We start from the raw sequence: 16521 nt of genomic DNA on the forward strand, positions 1-16521 counted from the left end.
CATGGAGAAGCCCCTGACCCAACACATTGTCCCCGGACGTGCACCTCTCTCGCTCAAAGAATACGAGAAAGTGGGCGGCTACCAGTCCGTGCACAAAATCCTGAAAGAAATGACCCCTGCCGATGTGCAGAATTTGGTCAAAGCCTCCGACCTGCGGGGGCGTGGCGGAGCGGGCTTTAACACTGGCCTGAAATGGAGTTTCGTGCCGATGGGACCTGAAGCGGCCAAGCCGAAATACCTCGTGGCCAACGCCGACGAGATGGAGCCCGGCACCTTTAAGGACCGCGTGCTCTTGGAAGGAAATCCGCACCAACTGATAGAAGGGATGATTGTGGCGGCCTATGCCATAGACGCCAGCATTTCCTATATTTTCATGCGCTGGGCCTATAAAGTGGCTGCCCGTGAAATCATCAAAGCCATAGACGAAGCCTACGAAGCGGGCTATCTGGGAGAGAATATTCTGGGTTCGGGCTTTAGTCTGGATATGCACCTGCACACGGGTGTGGGCCGATATATGTGCGGCGAAGAAACTGCTTTGCTCAATGCCCTTGAAGGCAAACGGGCGAATCCACGTGCCAAGCCGCCTTTCCCGCAAGTAAGCGGTTTGTTTGGAAAGCCGACTATCGTGAACAACGTGGAGACACTTTGCTGTCTGCCGCACATCATCAACAACGGCGCGGAGTGGTTCAAAGGTCTGAGCAAAACCGGAGACGCCGGCACCAAACTCTACGGCATCAGCGGTCGCGTGAAAACGCCCGGTTGCTGGGAACTGCCGATGGGCACCACCATACGCGAACTGATTGAAGAGCACGGTGGTGGCATGCAGGACGGCTACCTGTTTAAAGGCCTATTGCCGGGCGGCGCTTCCACGGATTTTCTGGTGGAAGAGCACATGGATGTGCCCATGGATTATACCGCCATTCAGGCAGCCGGCAGTCGCATGGGTACGGGCACGATGATTATCCTCGATGACCAAACCTGCCCGGTTGCTTTCGTGCACAACCTGCAGCACTTTTTTGCGCAGGAGTCCTGCGGCTTCTGTACGCCTTGCCGCGAAGGGTTGCCTTGGGTAGAGAAGATTTTACTCGCAATTGATAACGGTGAAGGCAAACCCGAACACCTTCTCACACTCGATTTTCATACCAAATACCTCGGCCCCGGCAACACCTTTTGTGCCCTTGCCCCTGGCGCCATGGAACCCCTACAGAGCGCTCTGAAATACTTCAGAGAAGATTTTGAACGACACATTCACGAACAACACTGTCCCTGGAGCAAAGCAAAAGTATGGCAACCATCTTTATAGACGACAAACCTTACGAAGTACCTACAGGCAAGAACCTGTTGGAAGCCTGCCTCACCCTCGGCAAGGACCTTCCCTACTTTTGCTGGCACCCGGCTATGGGCTCAATCGGTGCCTGTCGGCAGTGCGCCGTGAAGGTATACAAGGACGAAAACGACACCAAGGGCAAGCTCTTTATGTCGTGTATGGAACAGGTGCGAGACGGCATGCGCATCTCCATCGCCGACATGGAAGCGAAGGAGTTCCGGGCGCACGTGATTGGCTGGCTGATGACCAATCACCCGCACGATTGTGCTGTGTGCGACGAAGGCGGCTCCTGCCACCTGCAGGACATGACGGTGATGACCGGGCACAACTACCGCAATTACCGCTTCGACAAGCGCACCTACATCAACCAGTACCTCGGTCCGTTCATCAACCACGAAATGAACCGCTGCATACAGTGCTACCGCTGTGTGCGCTACTATAAAGACTATGCAGGCGGCAAAGATCTCGACGTATTCGCCGCTCACAATCACCTGTATTTTGGTCGCCACGAAGATGGAGTGCTGGAAAGCGAGTTCAGCGGCAATCTGGTGGAAGTCTGCCCAACGGGCGTGTTCACCGACAAGACCCTGAAGCAGCACTATACCCGCAAATGGGACCTCACCATGGCCCCTTCCGTTTGTCACCACTGCAGCCTCGGTTGCAACATTTCGGCGGGCGAACGCTATGGCACCTTGCGCAACATCACCAACCGGTATAACGGCGAAGTGAACGGCTATTTCCTCTGCGACCGCGGCCGCTTTGGCTACGAGCACGTGAACCACGTCGGCCGTATCCGCAAGCCGCTGGTGCGGGCACAGTTGCCGGAAGCAACCGATAAACTCACAGCCCTGCAAGCTGCGGCTGCGGCTTTCCGTACGGGTAGCGTGATAGGGATTGGCTCGCCACGTGCTTCGCTGGAATCTAACTTCATGCTCAAGACGCTAGTCGGTGAAGACAACTTCCACGACGGTGTATCTGACGCAGACCACGACTTGGTATGTCTGGCGTTGAAGATTCTGAAAGAAGGCGCCGCCCGTACCCCATCCTTGCGGGAAGTGGAGCAGGCTGACGCCGTGTTTATACTTGGTGAAGACCTCCTTAACACCGCTCCTATGCTGGCATTGGCCGTGCGGCAATCGGTGCGCAAACAACCTGCCCTCGAACATATTTCAAAAGCCAATATTCCGGTATGGCAGGACGCGGCTGTGCGGGAACTGATGCAGGATGAGATGGGGCCGCTCTTCATCGCTACCATCCACGACACAAAACTCGACGAAATCGCTACCCATACCTACCAGGACTCGCCTGACGCCATCGCGCGCCTGGGCTTTGCTGTGGCGCACTTTATCCATGCCGATTTCCCGGAAGTACAAGGGCTGAACGAAGACGAACTGCAGCTGGCACGTCAGATTGCCAATACCTTGATGGCGGCCAAAAAGCCTCTTGTCATTTCAGGCACGCACAGCGGCAGCGAACGGGTGCTAATGGCCACAGCTAACATCGCCAATGCGCTGGTAGCGAAAGAAAAGGAAGCAGGCATTGTGCTCACCTTGCCGGAATGCAACAGCATGGGTCTCGCTATGCTGGGCGGCCACAGACTGGAGTCGGCTTTTGGAGCGATACTCAACGGTTATGCCGATACGGTAATCATCCTCGAAAACGACCTCTACCGCAGAGCCAATGCAGGTATGGTGACCAATTTTCTGAAGACCGCTAAGAACGTGATCGTGATCGACCACCTGCACAATGCCACTACCGAAGAAGCGGACATTTTGCTCGCAGCCGGCACCTTTGCAGAAGCCGATGGCACGCTGATAAATAACGAAGGCCGGGCGCAACGCTTCTTCCAAGTATACCCGACCGGTGAAGACCTGCAGGAAAGCTGGCGCTGGCTCGGCGAACTGGGCACTTTGCTGGCCCACGACCGCATCAGTCACTGGCACGGCTTCGACGACGTGCTGCAGGCCATGGTAAAAGAGATGCCGGAGTTTAAAGGTGTAGACGCTGTAGCGCCAGGCACCGATTTCCGCATTGCCGGACAGAAAATACCGCGTGCACCGCACCGTTTCAGCGGCCGCACCGCCATGCTGGCCAACATCAACGTGAATGAACCCAAACCACCGGTGGACCCCGACGCGCCGCTTTCCTATACCATGGAAGGCTACCGCGGACAGCCACCTTCGTCTATCATTCCTTTCTTCTGGGCGCCAGGCTGGAACTCCGCGCAGGCCACTAACAAGTACCAACAGGAAGTCGGCGGACATCTCAAAGGCGGCGACCCGGGCTTGCGCTTAATTAAACCCGACACCAGCCACACAGCACCCCATACCCAGACGGTGCCGCAGAAATTCCAGCCGCTGGAAGGCCACCTGTACATGCTGCCGCTCCACCACATTTTCGGTTCAGAAGAACTCAGCATGCACTCCCCACCGATTGTGGAGCGGGCGCCGGAGCCTTATGTTTTGCTCAACGAAGAAGACGCCATCCAGATGAAGCTGCAGGTGGGCCAGAGTTTGAGCTTCACCATCGAAGGGCAGGTATACCAACTGCCAGTGAAAATAAGTCCGATTATCCGCAGCGGCACCGCAGGTATGCCCGCCGGATTGCCGGGTATACCTTATGCCGAACTGCCTGCGTGGGCCATACTTAACCGAGAACTCAAATGGAAACAGCAACCCCAAACTACTTACTGATTATCGGCGGCGTACTGTTCGTCATGCTCAACGTGGCGGCACTGCTTATCTGGGTAGAGCGACGCGGGCTGGCTTTGTTGCAAGACCGATATGGCCCGAACCGCGCAGGCCCCTTCGGCCTGCTGATTGTGGCCGCAGACTCCATTAAGCTGTTCTTCAAGCAGGACTGGATTCCGCCTTTCGCCGATAAACCAGTGTTCATTCTGGCCCCGGCTATTGTGGTGGTCACGGTGCTGATGTCCTTCGTCGTGATTCCTTTTGCGCCAGGCATCGTAGTCGCCGACCTCAACATCGGTTTGCTGTTCTTTCTGGCGATGTCCTCGATGGGTGCTTACAGTATCATTCTGGGGGGCTGGGCCTCCAATAACAAGTACAGTTTGCTGGGCGCCATGCGTGGTGCGGCGCAAATGATTTCCTACGAAGTTTTTATGGGCCTGTCGCTGATGGGCGTGGTGATCATGGCGGGTTCCTTTAACCTCAGCACCATTGTGGAAGCGCAGCGGGGTATGTGGTTCGTGGTACCGCAAATCGTCGGCTTCGTCATCTTCTTCATCGCAGGTATAGCCGAAACACACCGCCTCCCCTTCGACGTGCCGGAAGCGGAAAGTGAGTTGGTCGCCGGTTTTCACTCGGAGTATTCGGGCATGAAATTCGGCATGTTCTTCATTGGTGAGTACATGGGTATCACCTTGATTTCCTGCATGATGGTAGTCCTGTTTTTCGGCGGCTGGCTCGGCCCGGATTTCCTGCCTCCTATCGTGTGGTTTATCCTCAAAACGGCCTTCTTCCTGATGGTCTTCATCCTCCTGCGCGCCTCCATGCCAAGACCACGCTATGACCAGTTGATGGAGTATGGCTGGAAGGTTCTGTTGCCGCTAACCTTACTGAATCTAGTGGTGACGGCTGGGGTTGTGTTGTGGTTGAATGATGGGTTTGAGGGAGTTTAGGAGTTAGAATTGGATAAAATGAGACTGTCCCCTTGAGGGGACCATAGGGGTGTAAAGCCAGTTGGAAAGTCAATCGCTAAGTGCCAAATAACTTCGATAAGAATAAAAGACAGGGAACTTAAAAGTCCCCCTTTGAAGGGGGCAGGGGGATGACAATCGTGCATGATGAACACCCCTCAAACTCCCCTCAAGGGGAGAATTTGCGAAGAGTAACGCTTACGACAAGTAAAGAGAATTTCGCAGCAATTAAAAAACAATGATAAACGAAAGGAGCACTTATGTTTAGTTTATTGCGCAGTATGTGGCTCACGTTTCTGCATGCGTTTCATAAGCGGGAAACCATTCAGTATCCGGAGCAAAAGGCCATTCTCCCGACCAGATGGCGGGGACGCATTGTGCTGTCACGCGACCCGGACGGCGGGGAGCGCTGCGTGGCCTGCAACCTCTGTGCCGCCGCCTGCCCCGTGGATTGCATTGCCCTGCAGGCCACCGAAGATCCAACTGGCCGACGCTACCCGGAGTTCTTCCGCATTAACTTTTCGCGCTGCATTTTCTGCGGTTTCTGCGAAGACGCCTGCCCTACTTACGCCATCCAGCTCATACCTGACTTTGAGATGGGAGAATACAACCGCCAGAACCTTGTCTACGAGAAAGATGACCTCCTCATCAACGGGCAGGGCAAGTACCATGGCTACAACTACTACAAGGTAGCGGGTCTGGCCATCGGCGGAAAAGGCAAGGGCGAAGCCGAGAACGAATCCCCTCCAATAGACATCAAAAGCTTAATCCCATAGCCTATGGAAAGCGCATTTTATATAGCCGCAGTTGTCGCCGTGCTGGCCACCATCATGGTCATCACGCGCTACAACATGATTCATGCCCTGCTCTACCTCGTGGTCTCCTTTCTGGCTGTGGCCGTGGTGTTCCTCACCATGGGAGCTCCCTTTATGGCAGCCTTGGAAGTCATCGTCTACGCCGGGGCCATTGTGGTGCTCATCATTTTCGTCATTATGATGCTCAGCCTAACCCGCGAAGATGTGGAACAGGAAAAAGCATGGCTCCAGCCCAAGCTCTGGGTCGGCCCTGCCCTCCTCTCTTTTGTCTTGCTGGCTGAGTTGGTATACCTGCTGGTCATCGCTGAAATGCCCGCCGCTCCTGCCGCCGCCAGCTACGTCGACGCTCGTGCTGTCGGGTTGGCGCTGTATGGACCTTATGTGCTGGGTGTGCAGCTCTCTGGTATACTCCTGATGGCAGGTATCGTCGGGGCCTACCACCTGGGCCGTCAGAAGAAGAAAGTCATTCACCGCTTCCTGCAGGAAAAAGAACCGCAAAAAGAGAGGAGCGCTGCCATATGACTACTATACCAATGGAAACCGGTTTATTGCTGGCGGGCGTGCTCTTCATGCTCGGGCTTATCAGTGTGATGATTCGCCGCAACATCATTTTCATGCTCATTTCCGTGGAGATCATGCTCAATGCCGCCGGGCTGGCTTTTATCGTGGCGGGTAGCCACTGGGCGCAGCCGGACGGACAAATCATGTTCATCTTCATTCTCACGATGGCCGCCGCCGAAGTGTCGGTTGGTCTGGCCCTGATACTGCAGATTCATCACCAGCTGAAGACGCTCAACAGCGATACAGCCAACTTTATGAAAGGATAACGCTATGGGAGAATTACTTTGGTTAATCCCCGCCCTGCCCTTTGCCGGTGCCCTCTTGCTGGTGCTTTTCGGCAACCGCATATCCCGTGCGTTAGTTTCGGCCATTGGAGTCGGCAGCGTCGGTATTTCGGCAGCTGTTACGCTGGTGCTGGGTATAGAATACCTTAGCTCGCGTCCGGCCTTTATCCGGCAGGAAGTATGGCAGTGGTTTGATGTAGCGGGCTTCAGTCCCTCCATTGCCTTCCACCTCGACGCGCTCTCGATGGTCTTCATTTTCGTCATCACCTTTGTGGGTTTTCTGATTCACATCTACTCCACCGAGTACATGGCCGAAGACAAAGACTACGCAAGATTTTTCGCCTGCATGAACCTCTTTGTAGGCTCCATGCTGATGCTTGTGATGGCCGACAACTTGCTTTTGCTATACCTGGGTTGGGAAGGTGTAGGCCTCTGCTCCTACCTGCTCATCGGCTTCTGGTACAAAGAACCCGCCAACGGCTATGCCGCCCGCAAAGCTTTCATCATCACCCGCGTAGGGGACACGGCCATGGCCATCGGCCTATTCATGCTCTTTCAACACTTTGGTACGCTGCACATCCAGAGCATTTCCACGGAAGCGGTGCAGGTATGGAACATCGGCAATGAAACGGCCCTGATTATTGCCCTGCTCTTGCTGGGTGGTGCTGTCGGCAAGTCGGGTCAGTTGCCGCTGCAAACCTGGTTGCCCGACGCCATGGCGGGTCCGACTCCGGTGAGTGCGCTGATACACGCCGCGACCATGGTGACGGCCGGGGTATACCTGATTGCCCGCATGCACGTGATTTTTACGCTGTCGCCGGTGGCGATGATGGCCGTAGCAGTGATTGGCGCTGTTACTTTGCTCATTGCAGGTTTTGCGGCCCTCACGCAGTACGATATCAAACGGGTACTCGCCTACTCCACCATTAGTCAGGTAGGCTATATGTTTCTGGCTTTGGGTGTGGGTGCCTGGTCATCGGGTGTGTTCCACTTTATGATTCACGGCTTCTTCAAGGCGCTGCTTTTCCTTTGTGCCGGGGCCATTATTCTGGCGCTGCACCACGAACAGGACATGCGGAAAATGGGCGGACTGAGCAAGAAACTCCCCGTCGTGTTCTATACCTTCCTGATAGGTGCTGCCTCACTGGCGGCCTTCCCGCTGGTATCGGCGGGCTTCTACAGCAAGGACCAGATCCTGTGGCTGCAACTGGCCGGTGAGAACGGCAACATCTGGCTATACCTAGCCGGTTTGCTGGGTGCATTCATCACCTCCATCTATACCTTCCGGATGGTCTTCCTGACCTTTTTTGGCGAAGAGCGAACGCATATCGGGCATAAGCCGACTCTGGCGATTACGGTGCCACTGATTATACTGGCCGTGCTGTCCTTTGCCGGTGGTTTCATCGAGTTACCACACAACTTTGGCCATGTGGTGCTGTTCTCCGACTTCTTAGCTCCTATCCTGCCTGCTGTAAATGTGGTGCCAGATTTCACCCAGTATGAGTGGATGCTGCAATTACTGGCGGCGGTCATTTCATTGGGCGGTATTTTCATTGCTTACCTCTTCTATTACAAAAAGCCGGAGCTGATTGAGAACATCCATCGCTCTGAAACGGCCATGGCGATTCACCGCTTCTGGCATTCGGGCTGGGGCTTTGATCAGCTTTACGATACGCTGTTTGTGCGACCTTATGTATACCTGTCGAAAGTGAACAAAAGCGATTTTATCGACTCCATCTACACCTTCATTACCAATGCAACCCAAGGGCTGCACCAACTCTTTTCCACCACACAAACCGGCATTATGCGCAATTACGTGGCAGGCATTGTGGTCGGCGCGATTATGATTCTAACAATAAGTCTACTGCTATGATACTGGTCTGGCTAATTGTGATACTGATGGTCGGCGGCGTGCTGGCCTGGATCTCCGGAAAGGTAAACCGTATCCTTCCGCGCTGGGTGGCGCTAGGTTCCATTATGGCTGTTTTCCTGATGACGCTATACCTGTGGCTGAGTAACCCTGTTCCTGTGCTGGGTTCTGCCTGGCTGATTCAGTTCGACCAGACTTGGATTCCGCAATGGGGCATCAGTTTTAGTCTGGCGCTGGATGGACTAAGTCTGCTCATGCTGCTGCTCACCTTTTTTATAGGTCTGTTGGCAGTGCTTATTTCATGGCGGGAAATTCAAAGCAAGGTCGCTTTCTTTCACTTCAATTTGCTGTGGGTGCTGGCAGGTATAACCGGGGTGTTCCTCACCATGGATCTCTTTCTGTTCTACTTTTTCTGGGAAGTCATGCTTATCCCGATGTACTTCCTCATTGGCATTTGGGGACACGAAAACCGCCGCTACGCCGCCTACAAATTCTTCATCTTCACACAGGCGTCAGGTCTGCTCATGCTGCTGGCCATCCTTGGGCTCTACTTCATCCATGGTAGCCAAACTGGCCTCTACACCTTCAGCTATTTTGAGTTACTGAAAACAACACTAACACCGGAAGCGGCTCGCCTGCTGATGTTCGGTTTTCTGGCGGCTTTCCTAGTGAAACTTCCGGTGGTGCCTTTCCACTCCTGGCTACCCGACGCACACTCCGAAGCGCCGACGGCAGGCAGTGTAATTCTGGCAGGTCTGCTGCTCAAGACTGGCGCTTACGGACTGCTCCGTTTCGTGCTCCCCCTCTTCCCGACTGCTACGGTAGAGTTTGCGCCCTGGGCCATGCTGCTGGGGGTAATCGGCATTATCTACGGCGCAATTCTGGCCTTTTCGCAAACTGACCTCAAGCGATTGGTGGCCTATACCAGTGTGAGTCACATGGGTTTTGTGATTCTCGGGGTATTCTCCTTCAACGAGTGGGCACTGCAAGGCGTGGTCATGCAAATGATTACGCACGGCCTGAGTACCGGCGCCCTCTTTATCATCGCCGGCTTCCTTTACGAGCGCCTCCATACCCGCGACATCCGGCAGATGGGCGGCTTCTGGTCCACAGCACCCAAGATGGGTGTCATCGGACTCATCTTCGTTATGGCCTCGCTCGGCCTCCCTGGACTTGGTAACTTCATCGCGGAGTTCCTGACCTTGGTCGGCTCCTGGCAAGCGAACAACTGGCTGACAGTTTTTGCCACCATCGGCCTGGTCATGGCCACCATTTACTCGCTGCGCATCATGCAGAAAATCTTCTTCCAAGAGTATACACTCGAGCAACCGCTACCCGACATGAACGCCCGCGAAATGCTGATTGCTATACCTATGGTGGCCATGATACTCTGGCTCGGTCTTTACCCACAACCTGTCCTTGACACTGCCCGCCCGAGCATTCAGGAGCAACTGCAGGCTTATACCGAACCTCCATTAGAGCAGGAAGAAACCCTGCAAAAACTAGAGACCATGGCGCGTGCAGAAGAGAGCAAAAACGAAGCAAGCACAGTTAAACTGGAAGACGCGAAGCCGTCTTCAGATCTCCATACTTTCAAATCTTCAAATTAAAAGATATGACGCTGACTGATTTCCAACACCTCATGCCGCTGCTCATCCTCACTTTTGCGGTGCTGGTGTCCATGCTGGTGATAGCCGTGGGGCGCAACCACAAAATCATGTACGTGATTACGGCAGTCTCTTTTCTGGCTGCTTTTGCCTCGCTGTTTGAGCTGCGGGATGTCGGGCGCTATACCATTGAGCCGCTGCTGGTGGTGGACGGTTTTGGCGTGTTTTACATCGGCATGATTTTGCTCACGTCGCTACTTATTAGCATGCTGTCCTATGCTTATTTTGAGCAACGGGAAGAGCGCAAGGAAGAGTATTATATCCTGCTTTTGCTGGCGACCATTGGGGCCTGCGTGCTCGTCATCAGCACGCATTTTGCTTCGCTGTTCTTAGGTTTGGAAATTCTCAGTGTGTCGCTTTATGCCCTCATCGCCTACCTCCGCACCCGCGAGCGCTCCGATGAAGCGGGTATAAAATATTTAATACTGGCGGCTTTCTCTTCCGCTTTCCTGCTCTTCGGGATGGCGCTGGTCTACGCCAGCACGGGTACGATGGAGTTTGCAGGTATAGCCGCGGCTATAGGTAACTTCTCAGAACTGCCACTGCTCCTGCTCACCGGTTTCGGGCTGATGATCGTGGGCATTGGTTTCAAGCTGAGCGTGGTGCCTTTCCATATGTGGGCACCGGATGTGTATGAAGGCGCACCGGCTCCGGTCACGGCTTTCATCGCCACTGTTTCGAAGGGCGGCGTACTGGGCGTACTCATTCGCTTTTTCATGGAAGTAGACGGTTTCCGCTACCCGACCCTCGTGCTGATCTTTACCATTGTGGCCATTGCCTCCATGCTGGCCGGTAACCTGCTGGCCCTGTTGCAGCGCAACGTCAAGCGCATCCTCGCCTACTCCTCCATTGCGCACTTAGGCTACCTGCTGGTGGCTTTCCTGGCCGGTAACCAAATGGGTGTGGAAGCGGTGACTTTCTATCTTGTGGCTTACTTCATCACCACTGTCGGAGCTTTCGGTGTAGTGGCCATGCTGTCGGACAAAGAGCGTGACGCAGAACAGCTCGAAGACTACCGTGCCCTGCTCTGGCGCAGACCGTGGACGGCGGCGGTATTCACGGCCATGCTGCTCTCGCTGGCAGGTATACCGCTCACAGCGGGTTTTGTCGGCAAGTTCTACATTCTGGCGGCGGGCGTGAATACACAACTGTGGCTGCTAGTGGTCATGCTGGCGCTCAACAGTGTGATCGGTCTGTTTTACTACATCCGCATTGTGGCCGTGATGTTCCAGCAGCCGGAAGCAGAGGCCGAGGCTGATCCTCGTGGCAAGCTGCGCCCTTCCATCTATGTGGCCAGTGTGGGGACGCTTACCGTACTGGCATTATTGCTGGTATACATTGGCGTGTATCCGTCAGGATTATTGCAGGTAATTCAGGGATTGATTGCAACGGCGGCTCCATAATCAAAAAATATGTTGTCCAATCGAAGCCCTTCACATAGAAGGGCTTTTTGTTTTAAAAACACTTTTACACTATAGAAATCAGGGTAACTATAATATCTACGACCTTACCCACAACTTCAATAGAGCCTTTATCTGACTCTCATTATTGAGACCAAGACATAAATATGAAGCTTTTATCTTACTAAAAATAATCAAAATAAATATTGACTTATTCCCAAAATATATCGTATTTAAAAATAGCCTCCACGCCTGTATGCTTTATTAAAAACACGAATTATGACAAAAGCTGTACTGCTAGTGCTGCTGTTCTTTTCGTTCATTGCAGGGTACGGACAACCAATAAAGCAGCAGGTATATCGTGTTCAGGTCACTACACACAATGGCTTGCAGTTGGTAGGTGTCTTCACAGCTTTGAGCGATTCTTCGTTAGAGTTCGTGCCACTGGCTCAGTTCCACAGGGGGCAACTAACCGGCGTTCCTAAACTGTATACCTATCCGGTCAGGGAAATCTATATGCTACGCATCCGAAAGAATAGTGCCACAGGCCGCACTGCTCTTGCTGGCGGTATACTTGGTCTAGCTGCTGGCGGTTTGATTGGAAATTTAACTTATAGTCCCTGCAATACATCTACAGGAGGTGGGTTCGGATGTATCCAGATTTTTGACAGGCAAAGCTCCACAATATTGGGGGCAGTTACGGGCTCTATAATCGGAGCCGGTTTAGGAGTTCTGGCAGGCACAAGCAGTAAGCGCATGCACCTCTATGGTGACGACGAAACATACCGACAGCTGCGTAGCGAGCTAAGCCAGTATGTGTACCATTCGCCACTTCATATGCAAACGCGATAACAGGCAGCAAAAAAGATGATATGATTGCCAGGAAAAAAAAAGATTTCCGGATAGTGCCTTATCGCCCGGAACACGAACAGGCGCTCTTGGCTATTGAGCGTATGTCACCGCAGGGCTTTATGGTCAAGCTGGAGATCGTGCGCGATCATTACCTGTCCCGGGCGCAGTTATTCGACGACTACACCGCCTTTGTAGCATTAGGGCCGGCCGACAATGTGCTGGCGGGTGTCATAGGCGCACAGGCTCCCATGCGCATCAATGGTGAGCTGCAGCAGACAGGCTTCGGATTTGATGTGCTGGTCGATCCGTCTGTCCGAAACAAGGGGATAGGGCGAGACCTGGCCACCTGCGTGCGAAAACGTTTCTTTGAACCTAAGGACCTCAAGATTCAATGCACCACGCTGCGTGCGGGTAACCTGACCATGTTGCATCTACTCTCCAAATCTTACCGCAATACCTACCTGTACGAGTTTCTATACCTGACCTTCCCGACAGCCCGTACCATTCGGGTTGAAAATACGGCCATTGGTGAGCCCATTTTTGGTGCATCGCTTCTGTCTGAAGACGAAAAGTTGCGCGACTACCACGAGGTAACGGAAAGCGGTATTGGCCTGTGGCACACGCATCAGGTATACCAACTCAAGGTGAGGTCTGTGAGCCCGGTGCTGAGCGGCGGACTGTGGCTGGGGAACCGGTTTATCCGAACGAATAAATTTGTACCGCTGGTAGGATCTCTATTGAAGACGACCACCATTTACAATCTTAGCCAGGACAACATTCATACCCTGCCAGAGGTGTCGCTGCAACTCTACAAGCAAGGCATCAATTATTTTCAGATTTGTTGTCAACCCAATGACGCCGTATACCATGCCTTGCAAAAAAGCGCCCTCAACGCATTTAGTCACTATGTGGTGAGTAGCATGGAGCTGAAGCCAGACGAGCCGCTTACGCTTGATGTCCGCTGCCTGTGACATTTCCTGTATCTTTGTCGGCAGAACACATGTTGCAAGCCCTATGAAACGCTTCCTGTTACCTTTGCTTTTATTGCTGAGCTTTTACCAGACTGCCATAGGGCAGCAACAACCGGACAGCACCCGCATCACCTTCCGGGTATACGCTCCTACCCTATCGGATTCGCAGCAGGTATACCTGAGCGGCAGCACGCCCGAACTCGGAAACTGGCAACCCAACCGCATCACCATGCGTCATACCGGAGATCAGGTATGGGAAAAGACGGTATACCTGAAAGAGCCTTCTGTCGCTTACAAATTCACGCTGGGCTCCTGGGATACCGAGGCTACCGACGAGCAAGGCAATCCGCTGCCGAACTTCAGTCTGGAACCAAAAGGCGACACCACCGTGCAGCATCAACTCAGCCATTGGCTAAAGAAGGCCAGCAAACCAATTACAGGAGGTATCACCGGCACGGTAACCTATCACCGCAATTTAACAGCAGACAGCCTGCAGTCCCGCGACCTGATCGTGTGGTTGCCGCCGGGCTACGAAAAAAGCAACAAGCACTATCCTGTGATCTACATGCACGATGGGCAAAACGTATTCGACCCGGCAACCAGTACCTTCGGCGTGGATTGGCGCATCGATGAAACGGCAGACAGCCTGATCCGCAACAAGCAAATGGAGCCTGTCATTATCGTGGGAATTAACAACACGTCCGATCGTATGGAAGAGTATGTGCCGGGGTCTAAAGGTAAGGCCTACATGGATTTTATAGTAAACAAGGTGAAGCCGCTTATTGACCAGACTTACCGTACCAAACCGAGCGCAAAGCATACCCTGACCGGCGGTTCATCAGCCGGGGGTATCATGGCCTTTATGCTGGCCTGGGAATATCCACAGGTGTTCAGTAAGGCCATCTGCATGTCCCCCGCTTTCAAGATCATGCACATCGACTACGTGAAAGACGTGCAAGCCTATAACGGCAAAAAGAAGAAACTAAAACTCTATATTGACAACGGCGGCATCGACCTGGAGGCCCGTCTGCAGCCGGGTATAGACGAGATGCTGGCCGCTTTGCAACAAAAAGGCTTTCGGGAAGGCAAGGATTACGTTTGGGTGCTGGATAAAAAAGCCCAGCACAATGAAGCAGCCTGGGCCAAGCGTATGCCGGCAGCCTTGACGTTTTTACTGGGTAAGTAAGCCAGTGGGAAAAAGCAGGAACTGTCAACAGTTAAATATTGTAAAACCTATATATTACAACTTATAATTTTCACCTTCCCTGCACGTAGTTCTCTTACACACTTTCTCACCTGACTGGATCTAAAGGGCAATTTCACACCTCATCATTCCAGAAAAATGCCTGTTCCTATCTCAAAAATCGCAGGTCTGGCCTAGTATCCTGTTGCATTTTTCCTTACCTTGAAACACAATTCATCTTCAAATTTCAGGTTATAAGTACAGGTACAAGAAAGGAGCACGCTATGGGACAGCAATTTTTAAAGTATGGTTGGATATTGGTAGCACCGTTACTGATTCTACAGTTGAGCGGTGAGAACAGCCTCAAACTGAGCGCAACGCCAAACGAGCGCAACGACACCTTTGAGGCAAACAGACAGATCTTCACTTCCCCTGCCTTGCCTGACGCCATTACGTTTGCAGGCGAGCCGGTGCCCTTGCACGTACCGGATGTAGCTGAACGCCTCGACCGTGAATTGCTGGCGAACTCCTACCTGCACACCAGCACCTTGCTTGCCCTGAAGCGCATGCAGCGCTACGTGCCTGAAATCAGGCAAATGCTGAAGGAAAATGATATTCCGGAAGACTTCGTATACCTGGCCCTCGCCGAAAGTTTGCTGAGCCACGTGACTTCTCCGGCTGGAGCCTCTGGCTTCTGGCAGCTGATGCCCGACACCGCCCGTGGCTACGGCATGGTGGTGAACGGTGAAATAGACGAGCGCTACCATATTCAGAAATCAACCTTGGCGGCCTGCCGTTACCTTAAAACAGCCAAGGCAAAGTTTGGTACATGGACCGATGCCGCCGCCTCTTACAACCGCGGTATGGCCGGTATAGAACGTGCTATGAAACAGCAGGGCGTAAACAATTACTACGACCTTTACCTGAACGACGAAACCTCGCGCTACATGTTCCGCATTCTGGCGCTGAAAGAGATTCTGGGCAGTCCGCAGAAATACGGCTTCGACCTGGCGGAGGAACATGGCTATAAGCCGCTACCAACAAAGCCACTTACAGTCAGCAAAACCATCACCGACCTGCCAGCTTTTGCGCTGGAGCAAGGCATCAATTACAAGACACTGCGCCTCTACAACCCTTGGATCAGAGGGTATAAATTAACAGTGCCAGAAGGAAAAGAGTATGTGTTGCAAATGCCGATGTAATTTTACTGGACGCTAGAATTTTTGACAAAAGATAAGTACTTCTACACCTATCAATATTTAAATAAACTTCTGACAGGTATAGCATCAGACTTTATACCTGATAGACTAGAAAGGGAGTGTCGGAAACATCCGGCACTCCCTTTCTGTATAACGTGGCATGAGCAGAGCATTTGTAAAAGAAGACGACGCAGGCGAAGCGCCCATCATTCCTCCCCGGGCTGCCCTGCCTGCAGGCGTGCCCAATTATGTCCGTCCGCAAGGCTTGGAAAAACTACGAACTGAGCTGGAAGAACTGGAAGCGGAGCGCACTATCGTTGAAGCCAACCGCGAAAACGAAGCCGACCGCACACGTCAGCTCACCATCCTCAACGGCAAACTTAGCGCCCTGAACGGCAGAATAGCCAGCGCCAGAGTCATTGACCCGCTAGAGCAAACCGCCGATGAAGTGCGCTTTGGAGCCACCGTCAAGCTGCGCACCATCAGCGGCGGTAAGCCTGGCACCATCCGGCAATTCACCATTGTGGGTGTGGACGAAGCAGACGTCATGCAAGGCCTGATCGGGTTTGTAGCTCCTATTGCGCAGGCCGTAACGGGTGCCAGGGTCGGTCAGAAGCTGCACTTGAAATTAGGTCGTGTGGAAGAAGAAGTGGAAGTGATGGAGATCAGGTATAGCTGAGATTTATGACAGTTACATAAAACGAGCAAGGCAGGTATAGATCGCTATACCTGCC

Annotated in this window: 14 protein-coding genes; all 14 read left to right on the forward strand. The window is 53.1% G+C overall.

Translation table 11 applies throughout. The features are described from left to right. Position 1 precedes the first annotated feature (1 nt). The 14 genes from nuoF (at position 2) to AC5FXQ_RS05460 (ending at position 16466) form a co-directional block, all read left to right on the forward strand. Positions 2–1303 carry an NADH-quinone oxidoreductase subunit NuoF gene (gene nuoF, locus AC5FXQ_RS05395; RefSeq protein WP_493601468.1) on the forward strand — a complete coding sequence of 434 codons (1302 nt, stop codon included), beginning with the start codon at positions 2–4 and terminating at the stop codon, positions 1301–1303. Continuing rightward, positions 1285–4020, forward strand: a complete 2736-nt coding sequence (nuoG, locus tag AC5FXQ_RS05400; protein WP_493601469.1) for an NADH-quinone oxidoreductase subunit NuoG — start codon at positions 1285–1287, stop codon at positions 4018–4020. The genes nuoF and nuoG overlap by 19 nt, the downstream gene beginning before the upstream one ends. Further along, positions 3990–4967 carry an NADH-quinone oxidoreductase subunit NuoH gene (gene nuoH, locus AC5FXQ_RS05405; RefSeq protein WP_493601470.1) on the forward strand — a complete coding sequence of 326 codons (978 nt, stop codon included), beginning with the start codon at positions 3990–3992 and terminating at the stop codon, positions 4965–4967. The genes nuoG and nuoH overlap by 31 nt, the downstream gene beginning before the upstream one ends. A 278-nt stretch (positions 4968–5245) precedes the next feature. Continuing rightward, entirely contained in the window at positions 5246–5761 is a 516-nt protein-coding gene (gene nuoI / locus AC5FXQ_RS05410) for an NADH-quinone oxidoreductase subunit NuoI (protein WP_493601471.1), read from the forward strand. Positions 5762–5764: 3 nt separating this feature from the next. Continuing rightward, positions 5765–6322: an NADH-quinone oxidoreductase subunit J gene (gene nuoJ / locus AC5FXQ_RS05415; RefSeq protein WP_493601472.1), complete on the forward strand. Its 558-nt coding sequence runs from the start codon at positions 5765–5767 to the stop codon at positions 6320–6322. 11 nt (positions 6323–6333) lie between these two features. Next, positions 6334–6627, forward strand: coding sequence for an NADH-quinone oxidoreductase subunit NuoK (gene nuoK, locus AC5FXQ_RS05420; RefSeq protein WP_493601473.1), 294 nt, complete (start codon positions 6334–6336; stop codon positions 6625–6627). A gap of 4 nt (positions 6628–6631) precedes the next feature. After that, a complete protein-coding gene (gene nuoL, locus AC5FXQ_RS05425; protein ID WP_493601474.1) occupies positions 6632–8518 on the forward strand; it encodes an NADH-quinone oxidoreductase subunit L in 1887 nt (628 codons plus the stop codon). Next, positions 8515–10125 (forward strand): NADH-quinone oxidoreductase subunit M, encoded by a 1611-nt coding sequence (gene nuoM / locus AC5FXQ_RS05430; protein ID WP_493601475.1) that lies wholly within the window; start codon positions 8515–8517, stop codon positions 10123–10125. Before nuoL ends, nuoM begins: the two co-directional genes overlap by 4 nt. A gap of 5 nt (positions 10126–10130) precedes the next feature. Continuing rightward, positions 10131–11585 (forward strand): NADH-quinone oxidoreductase subunit N, encoded by a 1455-nt coding sequence (locus tag AC5FXQ_RS05435; RefSeq protein ID WP_493601476.1) that lies wholly within the window; start codon positions 10131–10133, stop codon positions 11583–11585. A gap of 276 nt (positions 11586–11861) precedes the next feature. Further along, positions 11862–12434, forward strand: coding sequence for a hypothetical protein (locus AC5FXQ_RS05440; RefSeq protein ID WP_493601477.1), 573 nt, complete (start codon positions 11862–11864; stop codon positions 12432–12434). A gap of 20 nt (positions 12435–12454) precedes the next feature. Further along, positions 12455–13405: a GNAT family N-acetyltransferase gene (locus AC5FXQ_RS05445; protein ID WP_493601478.1), complete on the forward strand. Its 951-nt coding sequence runs from the start codon at positions 12455–12457 to the stop codon at positions 13403–13405. A gap of 43 nt (positions 13406–13448) precedes the next feature. Further along, the gene (locus tag AC5FXQ_RS05450) at positions 13449–14591 is read left to right on the forward strand and encodes an alpha/beta hydrolase-fold protein (RefSeq protein ID WP_493601479.1); all 1143 of its coding nucleotides are present in this window, start codon (positions 13449–13451) and stop codon (positions 14589–14591) included. A gap of 281 nt (positions 14592–14872) precedes the next feature. Then, positions 14873–15790 (forward strand): lytic transglycosylase domain-containing protein, encoded by a 918-nt coding sequence (locus AC5FXQ_RS05455; RefSeq protein WP_493601480.1) that lies wholly within the window; start codon positions 14873–14875, stop codon positions 15788–15790. A 157-nt stretch (positions 15791–15947) separates the two neighbouring features. Next, the gene (locus AC5FXQ_RS05460) at positions 15948–16466 is read left to right on the forward strand and encodes a GreA/GreB family elongation factor (protein WP_493601481.1); all 519 of its coding nucleotides are present in this window, start codon (positions 15948–15950) and stop codon (positions 16464–16466) included. Positions 16467–16521 lie beyond the last annotated feature (55 nt).

The sequence above is a fragment of the Pontibacter sp. LHS1 genome (assembly GCF_058932855.1).

What these genes read in the sequence shown, in the direction of transcription:
- nuoF (WP_493601468.1), top strand. Translation starts at nt 2, where the DNA reads ATGGAGAAGCCCCTGACCCAACACATTGTCCCCGGACGTGCACCTCTC.
- nuoG (WP_493601469.1), top strand. Translation starts at nt 1,285, where the DNA reads ATGGCAACCATCTTTATAGACGACAAACCTTACGAAGTACCTACAGGC.
- nuoH (WP_493601470.1), top strand. Translation starts at nt 3,990, where the DNA reads ATGGAAACAGCAACCCCAAACTACTTACTGATTATCGGCGGCGTACTG.
- nuoI (WP_493601471.1), top strand. Translation starts at nt 5,246, where the DNA reads ATGTTTAGTTTATTGCGCAGTATGTGGCTCACGTTTCTGCATGCGTTT.
- nuoJ (WP_493601472.1), top strand. Translation starts at nt 5,765, where the DNA reads ATGGAAAGCGCATTTTATATAGCCGCAGTTGTCGCCGTGCTGGCCACC.
- nuoK (WP_493601473.1), top strand. Translation starts at nt 6,334, where the DNA reads ATGGAAACCGGTTTATTGCTGGCGGGCGTGCTCTTCATGCTCGGGCTT.
- nuoL (WP_493601474.1), top strand. Translation starts at nt 6,632, where the DNA reads ATGGGAGAATTACTTTGGTTAATCCCCGCCCTGCCCTTTGCCGGTGCC.
- nuoM (WP_493601475.1), top strand. Translation starts at nt 8,515, where the DNA reads ATGATACTGGTCTGGCTAATTGTGATACTGATGGTCGGCGGCGTGCTG.
- AC5FXQ_RS05435 (WP_493601476.1), top strand. Translation starts at nt 10,131, where the DNA reads ATGACGCTGACTGATTTCCAACACCTCATGCCGCTGCTCATCCTCACT.
- AC5FXQ_RS05440 (WP_493601477.1), top strand. Translation starts at nt 11,862, where the DNA reads ATGACAAAAGCTGTACTGCTAGTGCTGCTGTTCTTTTCGTTCATTGCA.
- AC5FXQ_RS05445 (WP_493601478.1), top strand. Translation starts at nt 12,455, where the DNA reads ATGATTGCCAGGAAAAAAAAAGATTTCCGGATAGTGCCTTATCGCCCG.
- AC5FXQ_RS05450 (WP_493601479.1), top strand. Translation starts at nt 13,449, where the DNA reads ATGAAACGCTTCCTGTTACCTTTGCTTTTATTGCTGAGCTTTTACCAG.
- AC5FXQ_RS05455 (WP_493601480.1), top strand. Translation starts at nt 14,873, where the DNA reads ATGGGACAGCAATTTTTAAAGTATGGTTGGATATTGGTAGCACCGTTA.
- AC5FXQ_RS05460 (WP_493601481.1), top strand. Translation starts at nt 15,948, where the DNA reads ATGAGCAGAGCATTTGTAAAAGAAGACGACGCAGGCGAAGCGCCCATC.